Source organism: Streptomyces sp. WAC03905, assembly GCF_057371075.1.
In genome coordinates this window covers 4,545,346-4,559,142 of sequence record NZ_JBXYDZ010000003.1, presented here as the reverse complement: position 1 = coordinate 4,559,142, position 13,797 = coordinate 4,545,346, and the positions used below count along the sequence as shown (strand labels likewise).

The 13,797-nt window shown below is 74.6% G+C and carries 5 protein-coding genes; 2 read left to right on the top strand and 3 right to left on the bottom strand.

From position 1 onward, the window contains the following. The first annotated feature begins 10 nt into the window (after positions 1-10). Complete coding sequence (locus tag AC2RP6_RS23150; RefSeq protein ID WP_486447923.1) at positions 11-8,458, top strand: type I polyketide synthase; 8,448 nt, start codon at positions 11-13, stop codon at positions 8,456-8,458. 56 nt (positions 8,459-8,514) lie between these two features. Here AC2RP6_RS23150 and AC2RP6_RS23145 read toward each other — a convergent pair whose 3' ends face one another. The 3 genes from AC2RP6_RS23145 to AC2RP6_RS23135 form a co-directional block, all read right to left on the bottom strand. Continuing rightward, on the bottom strand, positions 8,515-9,291 hold the full coding sequence (locus AC2RP6_RS23145; RefSeq protein WP_486447922.1) for a thioesterase II family protein: 777 nt from the start codon (positions 9,289-9,291) through the stop codon (positions 8,515-8,517). Further along, on the bottom strand, positions 9,288-10,226 hold the full coding sequence (locus AC2RP6_RS23140; protein WP_486447921.1) for a beta-ketoacyl-ACP synthase III: 939 nt from the start codon (positions 10,224-10,226) through the stop codon (positions 9,288-9,290). The genes AC2RP6_RS23145 and AC2RP6_RS23140 overlap by 4 nt, the downstream gene beginning before the upstream one ends. A gap of 80 nt (positions 10,227-10,306) precedes the next feature. Further along, positions 10,307-11,107: an AfsR/SARP family transcriptional regulator gene (locus tag AC2RP6_RS23135; RefSeq protein ID WP_486447920.1), complete on the bottom strand. Its 801-nt coding sequence runs from the start codon at positions 11,105-11,107 to the stop codon at positions 10,307-10,309. A gap of 951 nt (positions 11,108-12,058) precedes the next feature. On the opposite strand from AC2RP6_RS23135, the gene AC2RP6_RS23130 reads away from it, so the two are divergent. Continuing rightward, positions 12,059-13,696 carry a PKD domain-containing protein gene (locus AC2RP6_RS23130; RefSeq protein ID WP_486447919.1) on the top strand — a complete coding sequence of 546 codons (1,638 nt, stop codon included), beginning with the start codon at positions 12,059-12,061 and terminating at the stop codon, positions 13,694-13,696. Positions 13,697-13,797 lie beyond the last annotated feature (101 nt).

The following is a 13,797-nucleotide window of genomic DNA, read 5'->3' as shown; positions in this document are numbered from 1 at the left end:
AGAGAGAGCGATGAGCAGCAAGCCTGGGACCACAGCCGGCCATCCGGAGCCGCACGCGCCGGCCGAACCGATCGCCGTGATCGCCATGGCCTGCCGCCTGCCGGGCGCGGCCGGACCACGCGCCTTCTGGCGCCTCCTGCGGGACGGGGCGAGCGCCGTCAAGGACGTCCCCGCGGACCGCTGGAACGCCGAGGAGTTCTACGACGGGGACGCGCAGCGGCCGGGCCGTGTCAACACGCGGCGCGGCGGCTTCCTCGACGACGTCGCCGGTTTCGACGCGGAGTTCTTCGGCATCTCCCCGCTGGAGGCCGAGGCGATGGACCCGCAGCAGCGGCTCGTGCTGGAGCTGGGCTGGGAGGCCTTCGAGAACGCCGGCCTGCGCCCGTCCGAGGTCCGCGGCAGCGCCGCGGGCGTCTTCGTCGGCTCCATCGCCGCCGACTACGAGGCCCTGCTCGCGCAGCAGGGACCCGAGGCGATCGGCCCGTACGCCTTCACCGGCCTGCAGCGGGCGCTCGTCGCCAACCGCCTCTCCCACTTCTTCGGCCTCACCGGCCCCAGCATGACGGTGGACACGGGCCAGTCCTCCTCCCTCGTCGCGGTCCATCTGGCCTGCGAGAGCCTGCGTCGCGGCGAGTCCGAGCTCGCGCTCGCCGGCGGCGTGCACCTCAACCTGATCCCGGAGAGCGCCGTGCGCGCCTCGCAGTTCGGGGTGCTGTCCCCGGACGGCGAGTGCTACACCTTCGACGCCCGCGCCAACGGTTTCGTACGCGGCGAGGGCGCGGCCGTGGTCCTGCTCAAGCCGCTGGCCCGGGCCCTCGCCGACGAGGACGAGATCGTCTGCGTCATCCACGGCAGCGCCGTCAACAACGACGGCCGCGGTGAGGGGCTCGGCGTGCCGAACCCGGACGCGCAGGGCGACGTCATCCGCGCCGCCCTGCGGCGGGCGGGCGTCACGGCCGCCGACATCGGCTACGTCGAGCTGCACGGCACCGGCACCCGGCGCGGCGACCGGCTGGAGGCCGAGGCGCTGGGCGGTGTCTTCGCGGCCGGCCGCAAGGCCGTCGGCCCGCTGCGGGTCGGCTCGGTGAAGACGAACATCGGCCACCTGGAGGGCGCGGCGGGCATCGCCGGGCTGCTCAAGGCGGCCCTCAGCGTCCGGCACGGGGAGATCCCCCGCAGCCTCAACTTCGAGCGGCCGAGCGACCTGGTGCCCCTGGACCGGCTGGGGCTCGCCGTCCAGCGGGAGCACGGAGCGTGGCCCGGCGGGAGCCGCCCGCGGCTGGCCGGGGTCAGCTCCTTCGGCGTCGGCGGCACCAACTGCCACGTGGTCATCGGCCAGGCCCCGCCGCGGTCCGCCGCCGCTCCGGCCGGTGAGAGCGCCGCGGGCGCCGTCGTGCCGTGGGTGCTCTCGGCCCGCAGCACCGCCGCGCTGCGCGACCAGGCCCGGGTCCTCGGCGAGCGATTCGCCGCCGACCTCGGCCTGACCCCCGCCGACGTGGCCTACTCACTGGCCGCCACCCGTGACCGGATGGAACACCGGGCCGTGCTCGTGGCGGGCACCCGGCGGGAGTTCCTGACCGGCCTGGACGCCCTCGCGCAGGACCGCCCCGCGCCGGGCCTCTTCCGCGGGCGGGTCCGCCGCCCGGCGCGTACGGTCTTCGTCTTCCCCGGCCAGGGCTCGCAGTGGGAGGGCATGGCGGTGGAGCTGATGGAGACCTCGGAGGTCTTCCGGGCGTCCGTCGAGCGGTGCGCCGCGGCCCTCGCGCCCCACACCGACTGGTCGTTGACGGAGGTCCTGCGCGGGACGCCGGGGGCGCCCGGGCTGGACCGGGTGGACGTGGTCCAGCCCGTGCTGTTCTCGGTGATGGTGTCGCTGGCCGCCCTGTGGCGCTCGCACGGCGTGGAACCGGACGCGGTGGTCGGCCACTCGCAGGGCGAGATCGCCGCCGCCTGCGTGGCGGGGGCGCTCTCACTGGAGGACGCGGCCCGCGTCGTCGCCCTGCGCAGCCGGGCCATCGTCCGCCTCGCGGGCACCGGCGGGATGATGTCGGTGGCCCTGTCCCCGCAGGAGCTGGAACCGCTGCTCGCCCGCCACCCGGGCGAGCTGGCCCTGGCCGTGGTCAACGGCCCCTCGTCGGCCGTGGCCGGGGGGTCCCCCGGCGCCCTCGCCGCCCTGCGCGCGGTCTGCGAGGACGCCGGCGTCCGTACGCACACCCTTCCGGTCGACTACGCCTCGCACTCCCCGCAGGTCGAGGCGGTCGCCGACGAGGTGCGCGCGGCCCTGGGCGGCATCCGGCCCCGCGCGTCCCGCGTCCCCTACTGCTCCAGCACGACCGGGGAGTTCCTCGACACCCGGGCGCTCGACGGCGACTACTGGTACCGCAACCTGCGCGACACCGTGCGCTTCGACCGCTCGACACGGACCCTTCTGGACGCCGGCTTCGACCTGTTCGTCGAGATCAGCCCGCACGCCGTGCTGGCCGCCGGGCTCGCCGACACCCTGGAGTCGCGCCCGGCCGGGTCCGGCACCGACGTCGGCGTGGTGGGCACGCTCGCCCGCGGCGAGGGCGGCCCGGACCGCTTCCTGCTGTCGCTGGCCGAGGCCCACGCGGGCGGCGCCGCCGCGGACCTGGCCGGGGTGGCCCGGGCCGCCGGGGGCCGCCGGGTCCCGCTGCCCACCTACCCCTTCCAGCGGCGCCGGCACTGGCTGCGCACCCGGCCGCGCCCCGCGGCCGGGGACTCCGGCGGGCCGGCCGTACCCGTCGAGCCCGTGCCCGGCGGGGCCGTGCCCGCGGCGGCGGCCGCCGGCCCGTCCGGCGCGGACCCGCTGGATCTCGTACTCGACCACGCGGCCGCGCTGCTCGGGCACGCGGAGCCGGCGGACGTCGACCCGCACGGCGCCTTCCGCGACCTCGGCTTCAACTCCCTGACCCTGGTGCAGCTGCGGCGGCGCCTCGCCGAGGCCACCGGCCTGCGGCTGCCCGCCACCCTGTTCTTCGACTTCCCCACGCCCGACGCCACCGCGCGGCGACTGCGGGAGCTGGCCGGCGGCCGGCCGCAGGAGCCCGCGTCCCCACCCGCCGCACCGGCCTGCGCCGATGCGCGGGAGGACGCCGACGCCCCGCAGGACGGCGGTGCGCGGGAGGACGATGGCGACCCCGTCGTCATCGTGTCGATGGCCTGCCGCTACCCCGGCGGCGTCGACTCCCCCGATGACCTCTGGCGGCTCGTCACCGAGGGCGGCGACGCCATGTCCGACTTCCCCGCCGACCGCGGCTGGGACCTGGACGCCCTGCACGACCCGGATCCCGCCCGCCCCGGCACCACGTACGCCCGCCGGGCCGGCTTCCTCCTGGACGCGGCCCGATTCGACACGGCCCTGTTCGGGATCAGCCCGCGCGAGGCCCTGGCGATGGACCCCCAGCAGCGGATCATGCTCGAACTGGCCTGGGAGACCTTCGAACGGGCGGGCATCGACCCCCGGTCGGTCCGCGGCCACCGCACCGGCGTGTTCGTCGGAGCCATGCCCTCCGGCTACGGGCCCCCGCTGCACGAGGCCCCCAGGAACGCCGAGGGCCACCTGCTCACGGGCTCCGCACCCAGCGTCATATCCGGCAGGATCAGCTACGTCCTGGGCCTCCGGGGGCCCGCGCTGACCGTGGACACCGCCTGCTCGTCCTCCCTGGTCTCCCTGCACCTGGCCGCGCAGGCCGTCGAGCGCGGCGAATGCGACGCGGCGCTCGCCGGAGGCGTCACCGTCATGGCCAACCCGGGGATGTTCACCGAGTTCAGCCGCCAGCGCGGCCTGGCCGCCGACGGCCTGTGCAAGGCGTACTCCGCGGACGCCGACGGCACCGGCTGGAGCGAGGGCGCGGGCCTGCTGCTGCTGGAACGCCTCTCCGACGCACGCCGCCACGGACACCCGGTCCTCGCGGTCGTCAAGGGCACCGCCACCAACCAGGACGGCGCCAGCAACGGACTGACCGCCCCGCACGGCCCCTCCCAGGAGCAGGTCATCCGCGCGGCACTCGACGCCGCCGGGCTCGCCCCGCACGAGGTGGACGCGGTCGAGGGCCACGGCACGGGCACCGTGCTCGGCGACCCGATCGAGGCCGGGGCACTGCTCGCCACCTACGGGCCGGACCGGCCGGACGACGCCCCGCTGTGGCTGGGTTCCCTCAAGTCCAACATCGGCCACACCCAGGCCGCGGCCGGGGTCGGCGGCGTGATCAAGACCGTCCTCGCGATGCGCCACGGCCTGCTCCCGCGCACCCTGCACGCCGCGACCCCCTCCCCGCACATCGACTGGTCGGCGGGCGGCGTACGGCTGTTGCAGGAGCACCGGCCATGGCCGGCGGCCGCGGCCCCTCGCCGGGCCGCCGTCTCCTCCTTCGGCATCAGCGGAACCAACGCGCACGTGATCGTCGAGGAGCCGCCCGCACCGGCGCCCACGGCCGCACCGGCGGCCGCACCGGCCGGGGCCGGTACGCCCGTCGCCTGGCCGCTGTCGGCCGCCGACGAGGACGCGCTGCGCGAGAGCGCCGTCCGGCTGCGCGCCGCGGTGACCGGCGACCGACCGCCCGCGGTGGCCGACGTCGCTCACTCCCTGGCCACCGGCCGGGCCGGCCTGGCACACCGCGCGGTGGTCCTCGCCACCGGCCACGAGGAGTTCACGGCGGCGCTGACGGCCCTCGCGGACGGCACGGACAACGCCGCGGTGCACCGCGGCACCGCCGCCTCCGCCCCGGGCCGGCTCGCCTTCCTCTTCACCGGGCAGGGCAGCCAGCGGCCCGGCATGGGTCGCGAACTGTACGAGGCCTTCCCGGTGTTCGCCCAGGCGCTCGACGAGGTGTGCGGACACCTCGACGGGCTCCTGGAGGGCCCGCTGCGCCCCGTGATGTTCGCGCCGGAGGGCACCGCCGGGGCCGCGCTGCTGGACCGTACGGAGTGGACGCAGCCGGCGCTGTTCGCCTTCGAGGTCGCGCTCTTCCGGCTGGTCGAGGCGTGGGGGCTGCGCCCCGACCGGCTGCTCGGGCACTCCGTCGGCGAGCTGGCCGCCGCCCACGTCGCCGGTGTGCTGTCGCTGCCCGACGCCTGCACGCTGGTCGCGGCCCGGGCCCGGCTGATGGGGGCCCTGCCGGAGGGCGGCGCCATGGCCGCGCTGCACGCGCCCGAGGACGAGGTGCTCGGCCGGCTCGCCGGGCACGAGGACGTCGCCGGCATCGCCGCCGTCAACGGCCCCCGCTCCGTCGTGGTGTCCGGGGACGAGGACGTCGTGACCGAACTCCTTCACCACTTCCGGAAGTCGGGACGGCGCGGCAAGCTCCTCAACGTCAGCCACGCCTTCCACTCGCCGCTCATGCAGCCGATGCTGGAGCGCTTCGCCGACGTCGCCCGGTCGGTGACGTACCACGCGCCGCGGATCCCCGTCGTGTCGTACCGCACCGGGCGACCGGTGTCCGCCGCCGAGCTGTGCGGCCCCGAGTACTGGGTGGAGCACGTCAGCCTGCCGGTGCGCTTCCTCGACGGGATGACCGCCCTCGACGCGGACGGCGTACGGGCCTGCCTGGAACTGGGACCCGACGGCGTGCTCGGCGCCATGGCCCGCGCGTGCCTGCCCGAGCCGGGGGCCACCGTACTGGCGGCGGCGGCCCGGCGGGGCCGTCCGGAGCCGGCCACGCTGCTCGGCGCCCTGGCCGAACTGCACGTGCGCGGGACGACGGTGGCCTGGGACCGGGTGCTCTCCGGGCGGGGCGCGCGCCGGGTGGACCTGCCCGCCTACCCCTTCGGGGGCGCCGCGTACTGGCTGCCGCTGCCCGGTCCGGCCGGCGGGAGCCTGGCCGCCGCTGGCATCGGGTCGAGCGGCCACCCGCTGCTCGGCGCGGAGATCGAACTGCCCGGCCAGGACGGCCTGGTGTTCACCTCGCGGCTGTCGACGCAGACCCACCCGTGGCTCGCCGATCACGTCGTGGGGGGCACGGTCCTGGTCCCCGGTACCGCCTTCGTCGAGATGGCGCTGCGGGCCGGGTCGGCCGTCGGGGCCGCGGGGATCGCCGAACTGGTGCTGCGGCGCCCGCTGGAACTGGCCCCGGGCACGGTGGTGGACCTGCGCTGCCAGGTCGGGGCTCCCGGCCCGGACGGCGCGCGCACCGTCACGGTGCACTCCCGCCCGGCCGGGGCGGGCCGCGGGGAGCCGTGGACCGACCACGCCGGAGGCCTGCTGCAGGCTCCGGCGGCGCAGGACGAACCGGCGCCCGCCGCCCCGGCGGTGGTGCACCCGGCCGCGGAGCAGGAACTGCCGGACGGCACGTACGAGCGGCTGGCCGAGCTGGGCTTCGCGTACGGTCCGGGCTTCCGGGGACTTCGGTCGATGCGGCGCTCCGGCGGTGTGCTGCGGGCCGAGGTGGCCCTGCCGGACGGCCAGCGTCCCGCGGGGGCGGCGTTCGCGGCGCACCCGGCGCTGCTGGACGCCGCGCTGCACCCCTTCTTGGTGGACTCCCTCGACGCGGGCGGCCGGGAGGTCATGCTGCCCTTCGTGTGGCGCGGCGTACGGCTGTACGCCCCCGGGGCCGGAGCGGCCCGGGTGCGGCTGGAGGCCGGGCCGGGTGCGGGCACGTTCGCCCTGGAGCTGACGGACGACCGCGGGCGGCCGGTCCTGACGGCGGAGTCCGTCGTGTTCCGGGCCCGGCCGGCCGGGGACGACCCGGCGGCCGGCCTGCTCGTGGTCGACTGGTCGCCGGCCCCTCGGACGCGGACGGGGACGGAGCCTCAGACGGGGACGGGGACACGAACGGGGACGCAGGACGGGACCCGGTCCGCGGCCGTGGACGGCGGGCGCTGGGCGGTGCTGGGCTCCGACAGCCTGGGCCTGGCCACCGCGTTCAAGGCGCGGGACGTCGCGGTCACCTCCTTCGTGGACCTGCTCGCCCTGGACGGGGGGCTGGGCGCGGCGCGGGAGGTTCCCGACGTCGTGTTCGTGGCGGCGCGGGGCGAGACCCCGGACACCGCCGGGGCGACCCGCTCGGCCGCGCAGCGCACCCTGCTGCTGCTCCAGGAGTGGCTGACGGACACCCGGCTCGGCGACAGCAGGCTGGTCTTCGTCACCTCCGGAGCGGTGGCCGCGACCCCCGAGGACGGGGTGGTCGACCTGGCCGGCGCCGCCCTGTGGGGGCTGGTGCGCAGCGCGCAGACCGAGCACCCCGGCCGCTTCGTCCTGGTCGACGTGGCCGCGGACGAGGAGGTCGACGCGCGCGCCCTGGCTTCGGTCGTGGCCTCGGGGGCGCCGCAGTCCGCGATCCGGGCGGGCGCCGTACTGCACCCGGCCCTGACCCGCGGCGGTGGCGGCGGTGGTGGTGAGGAGCCGGCCGCGGCCGCGTGGGACGGCCCCGGCACGGTGCTGGTCACCGGGGGCACCGGCGCCCTGGGCGCCCTGCTGGCCGAGCACCTGGTGCGCCGTCACGGGGTGCGTGACCTGCTGCTGCTCAGCCGCAGCGGGCCGCGGGCCCCGGGGGCCGGACGGCTCGTCGCCGCTCTGGCGGACCTGGGGGCCTCGGCCACCGTCGTGGCGTGCGACGCCTCCGACGCCGCGGCGCTGTCGGCCGTACTGGCGGACGTACCGGCCGACCGGCCGCTGACGGCCGTGGTGCACGCGGCGGGGATCACCGACGACTCGACGATCGCGGGACTCACCCCGCGCCGACTGGAGCGGGTCCTGGAGGCCAAGGCCACGGCGGCGCTGAACCTGCACCGCCTGACGGCGGGTGCGCCGCTGCGGGCGTTCGTGATGTTCTCCTCCGTCATGGGCCTGCTGGGTGGTGCCGGGCAGGCCAACTACGCCGCCGCCAACGCACAGTTGGACGCCCTCGCCCGGTACCGGCGGGACCTGGGCCTGCCGGGCCTGTCCCTGGCCTGGGGGCTGTGGGGCGGCGCGGGGATGGGCGGCCGCCTCGCCGCGGCGGACCTGGCCCGCATGGCCCGGTCGGGCCTGGCGCCGCTTTCGGCGGAGCAGGGCCTGGCACTGTTCGACGCGGCCTGCGCGGGCGGTGGGGCGATCGTCGCGCCGGTCGCCCTGGCACCCGCCGCGCTGCGGGGCGACGGGCGCCGCCTGCCGGCGCTGCTGCGGGGCCTGGCGGTCGGCGGCGGGACGGCGCCGGCCGGTTCCGCGGGGGCGGAGTCCCCGCGGCAGGCACTGCGCGGACTGCCGGCGGCGGAGCGGCGGGCGGAGCTGGTCGAGATCGTGCGCCGGCGGGTGGCCGAGGTACTGGGCCACTCCGGGGCGGAGGCGGTCGCCGCGGACCGCGACTTCTGGGAGCTGGGCCTGGATTCGCTGACCGCGCTGGAGCTGTCCGGCCGGCTCGGTACGGAGGCGGGTGTGCGGCTGGGCGCCACGGCGGCCTTCGACCACCCGACGGCCGTGGCCCTGGCCGCCCACCTGGCCGCCGAGATGGACGGGGCGTGAGGAACGGCCGCCGCCGCGGGGGGTGTTCCCGCGCGGCGGCGGCCGGCCGGGCCCGGTCAGTGCGCGAGGGCCTCGCGCAGGGTGTCCACGACAGCGCCGCGGTGTGCGTCGGCGAGGAGGAAGAAGTGGTCCCCGTCGAAACGGCGGACCCGGCAGGGGCCCGTCGTGTGGTCGGCCCAGTCGTCCAGCGGTTCGTGCGGGACCAGCGGATCGGCCGTCCCGCCCAGGACGTGCAGGGGAACCTGCAGGCGTACGTCCTCGAAGCCGACGGCCGCTTCCCGGCTGAGGTCGATGTCGGCGCGCAGGACGCGCGTGACGTGGGCGAGCATCTCCGGGTCCTGCATGACCCATTCCGGAGTGCCCCCGCCGTCCCGCAGCAGCCGCACGGCGTCCTCCTCGCTGCTGGTGGCGTGCGCCCTGCGCCTGGTCCGGCCCGGGACCTGGCCGCTGACGACGGCGGCGCGGCAGTGCGGGCCGAGGAGGTGCGCGGCGCGGACGGCGAGGAGCGCCCCGAGGCTGTGGCCGAAGACCACGGTGGGCAGCGGGTCCCGGCCGAGCACCTCGTCGGTGACGGAGTCGAGTACGTCGTCGAGACGGCAGCCGGGGGTCTCGCCGAACCGGCGCTCGCGCCCGGGCAGCGACAGCCCGAGCACTTCCACGTCGTCGGCTAGCGGTTCGACGAGGGGGAAGAGGGTGTTGGGGCCGGCGCCGGAGTGCGGGAACACCAGCAGGCGCAGCCGCGGCTCGACCGCCTCCGTCTGCAGCCGCAGCAGCGGCCACCAGGGGGCGGTGGAGGGGGACTTCACCGTGGTCACGTCGTCCTTCCCGGTCACGGGCAGTGGATGATCTGGCCGGCGTAGGACAGTCCGCCGCCGAAGGCGAAGAGCAGGACGGGCGCCCCCTTCTGGATCTCGCCGCGCTCGACGAGCTTGGAGAGCGCCAGCGGGATGCTGGCGGCCGAGGTGTTGCCGGAGTCCACGACGTCCTTGGCCACGACGGCGTTGACCGCGCCGATCTTGCGGGCCAGCGGCTCGATGATCCGCAGGTTGGCCTGGTGCAGGACGACGCCGCCGAGGTCCTCGGGCTTGACCCCGGCCCGCTCGCACACCTCCAGGGCGACCTTCGGCAGGGCGGTGGTGGCCCAGCGGTAGACCGACTGCCCTTCCTGGGCGAAGGTGTGGGTCGGCGCCTCGATGCGCACGGCGTGCCCCATCTCGGGTACCGATCCCCACACGACCGGGCTGATGAGGGACTCCTCGGAGGCGACGACGACGGCCGCACCCGCCCCGTCGCCGATGAGCACGCACGTGGTCCGGTCGGTCCAGTCGGCGAAGTCCGTCAGCTTCTCCACGCCGATGACCAGGGCCTTGGTGGCGGAGCCGGTCCGAATGCTCTGGTCCGCCAGTGCCATTGCGTGTGGGAATCCAGAGCAAGCCGTGTTCACGTCAATGGCAGCCGGGGCCTTCGCGCCGACGGCCGCGGCGACGCGGGCCGCCATGTTGGGTGAGCGGTCCTGCGCCGTGCAGGTGGCGACGATGACGAAATCTATGTCCGCTCCCGTCAGGCCCGCATTTGCCAGAGCGTTTGCTGCGGCCTTTGCTGCCATGTCCGAAACGGACTCGTCCTCGGCGGCCACCCGGCGGGTCTTGATCCCGACCCGGCTCTGAATCCACTCGTCACTGGTCTCGACCATTTGCTCCAGATCGGCGTTGGTCAAAACCTTTGACGGCTGATAGTGCCCGAAGGAAAGGACGCGGGACCCGACCATCAGTGATTCTCCTCGTTCCATGGACCCTGATCCGGATCCGGATTGACCAATGGTCAGCCTATGCAGCGGGGCCACCGCGCTCATGCGGCGTTCACGCCCACCAGCTGATCCGCGCCACAGTCGTCCAGGGACGGGGCATGGGTCAAGATCGCGTGCTGAAGCCGCTGGAGGCGGGGGGCGGGCTCGATCCCGTGGTCCTCGACCAGGTTCCGCCGGACCCTGCTGTAGGTGGCCAGCGCTTCCGCCGTCCGGCCGCTGCGGTAGAGCGCCACCATCAGGTAGGCGTAAAGGTTCTCCCACGTCGACCTGTCGTCGAGCAGCGCGTATATCTCGCCCACCAGAGCCTTGTGATTCCCGAGTTCGAGTTCGAGCTCGAAACGCTGCTCGTGCGCGAAAGAACGGCGCTCGTCGAGCCGGCGACCGAGGGATTCGAAAGCCGGAATGCTGCGCAGGTCTTCCAGAGCCTGACCGCGCCACAAAGAAATGGCCTGCTCGAAGGTTTTCGAGGCCTTTTCCCGTTCGCCGTTCCGGCGCAATTCCCGGGCCGTTCCGAGCAGCCGGTCGAATTCATAGACATCGAGATCGCACCCGACGAGCCGGAGTTTGTATCCGGGCGGCTGCGTGGTGATGAGGGCGGCTGCGTCGAGGTCGAGGCTCTGGAGGTGCTTGCGCAGCTTGGACACGTAGACGTGCAGGGCGGTGGAGGCGGTCTGCGGGGGAGCGCCCGACCACAGGGCCTCGATGAGCCGGCCGGAGGACACGGCCTCGCCGTGGTGGGCACAGAGATACGCCAGCAGCGAGCGGAGCTTGAGCGCTCTCGGCGAAACCTGGATCCCGTCCTCTGTCTCTATCTCAACCGGTCCGAGCACTTGGAACTTCACGGTATTCCCCCTGGTAGATCTCTGCGCCACGAAGGGGATGCGAACAACCGGCCCGCAACGTGCAGCCCCCCTCCGCACCCCTAGATCTTTCATGGGGGACCTAGATCGAGTCAAGCCGCCCAACTGCCTTCTGAGGAACTCTTGAGGTGTCGAGAGGGAATCTCCGGATTACGAACGCTCCACACGAATCGGCCACATCTCACACTCATCCGGGATGACCCGATTCCGTTTCCCCATCACACCCGAGCGACTATTTCTCGCCACCACGACCCAGCTGTTCAAGCCAAATTCAAACGGCTCGAAAGTGACCTGCGGCGGCTGCCGGTAGCGCCCCGAACCGGACATCCTCACCTCCGGCCGGGTGGACCGCCGCGCGCCCGGGAACCCGCCGGAGCCCATGGGCGGCGGGCCCTGCGGACCTCCGGCGCACCCTGGAAGCGATCAGGGGGCCACCCTCCGTACGTGCCCGCCGAAATCGCCGGGCGCGGTCCCGGCACCGGCCGCACACCCGGCCACACCCGGCCCGCCCTGCCGGGGCTTGCCGGTATGGTCCCGACTGACAGCCGCCGCCGGGGCCTTGGGGGACGTCCGCACCACGAGTGGGGCGACAGGGGCCGGCAGAGCGGCTGGCACGTCGGAGCGAGGGCCCGGAGGCACGGGGGGACCGGACACCCGGGCTCGCTCGACGACGCGGCGCGGCCGCGGGTGGTGGCCTGACCCCCATCGCCCGCACCGTCGCCGGTCGCCGCCGGCCTCCGCCGGGCGCACAGCGGCACCGTCCGCCCCTCGAACGAACCCGATCACTTTCGGTGCAACCACCACGCACGCCCCGTCGTCCCCTTCGGCAGGGCGTTCACACACTTCGGAAATCTGTTCGCATCGAGCAGCAGCCCTGTGCGACCCTGAACGCGCTTCATTTTCTGAACTGGTTCAAATAACAAGGGGGGACCGGTGCAGCGTCACCGCGTCATGATTTCGGCTGCCGTCGTAGCGGCAGTCGTCGGATTCGTACCGACCGCGGCCCAGGCCGCAGAGCAGCCCGCGGAGCGCCGGGGGAGCGCCTCCGCCACGATCGACGCGGCTGCGGCCGCGGCGGTGAAGTCGGCCGTCTTCCGCAGCCCTGCCGAGCAGACGGTCCGCACGTCCCACGGTGCCGCGGCCGCCGCGGCCAAGGGCGGCACGGACCTCTCTGTCGGCCTGGCCGCCTCGGGCACCAGCGCGCACGGCATCAGCCTGGACGCGCAGGTCAACACCGGCGGCGGATCGCCGGTCCGGGTCGACATCGACTGGGGCGACGGCAAGACCGACACCCGTCAGGTCACCAGGACCGAGCTGCTGACCTCGAAGCACACCTTCGCCCAGGTCGGCAAGCACAGGATCACGGTCACCCTGACCGACCGGAACAACAACGTCACCGCCACCAACAGCGTCGACGTCCAGGCCGCCGGCTCCAAGTTCACCCCGCACGCCCCGACCCGGCTGCTCGACACCCGCAGCGGCGTCGGCGGCGGCAACCGCCCGGTCACCCCGTACGGCGTGGCCCGGGTGAAGGTCGGCGGGAACAGCGGCATCCCGGCCGACGCGACCGCGGTGGCGCTCAACGTCACCGTCGTCAGCCCCCGTTCCGGCGGCCACATCACGGCCTACCCGTCCGGCACGGAACAGCCCACCACCTCGAACGTCAACTTCGTCGCGGGTCAGACCGTGCCGAACATGACGATCGTGCCGGTGGGCGCGGACGGTTACGTCGAACTCGTCAACCGCAGCTACGGCGACGTGGACCTGCTCGCGGACGTGACCGGCTACTTCACCCGGTCCGCCGCCGGCGGCTACACCGCGCTGGAGCCGTCCCGCATCGTCGACAGCCGTGCGGGCCAGGGTGCCTGGGGGCCGGTCGCCGGGCGCAGCGAGTTCCCGGTCCAGGTCACCGGCCAGGCCGGGGTCCCGTACAGCGGTGTCACCGCCGTCGCGCTCAACGTGACCGTCACGGGGCCGCGCGGCGCCGGTCACCTGACGCTCTTCCCGAGCGGGCAGTCGGCTCCGGACACCTCGAACGTGAACTTCAGCGGCGGCCAGACGATCGCGAACTCGGTGATCGTCCCGGTCGGCCCGGACGGCAGGATCACCGTCCGCAACGGCGCGTGGGACCCGGCCGACGTGATCGTGGACGTCGTCGGCTACTACACCTCCAACGGCGGGGCGGCCTACCTGCCCGTGCTCCCGACACGGCTGCACGACTCGCGTGAGTGGGACTTGCCGGTGCCGGGCCAGGACTACCGCTGGCTGCCGCTGGCGGACGGCAGGCCGAACAACACGGCGTACGTCCTGAACACCACGGTCACCAACACCCAGGGCAGCGGTCACCTGTCGGTCGCGCCCGACCCGAACACCTGGGCGCAGTACGGCAACGAGACGTGGAAGCGGCCGACGCCGCCGAACTCCTCGAACCTGAACTGGACGAGGGGCGCCACCGTCCCGAACCTGGTCCAGGCGAGCACCGGCAAGACCGGTGTGATCGACTTCTGGAACCGGGGCTGGGAGCAGACGGACCTCGTCGTCGACATGTTCGGCGTCTACCAGAGCAACTGATCCACCGCACGACCGTGGCCCGGGAGCAGCCGTACGGCCGGCTCCCGGGCCACGGCCCGCCGGAGGCGGACATCACAGCGGGGCGCCCCGCCCACCGGGCC

Bases quoted from the DNA above. Each gene is read 5' to 3' on its own strand.
- AC2RP6_RS23150 (WP_486447923.1), top strand. From the start codon at position 11: ATGAGCAGCAAGCCTGGGACCACAGCCGGCCATCCGGAGCCGCACGCG.
- AC2RP6_RS23140 (WP_486447921.1), bottom strand. From the start codon at position 10,226: ATGGTCGGGTCCCGCGTCCTTTCCTTCGGGCACTATCAGCCGTCAAAG.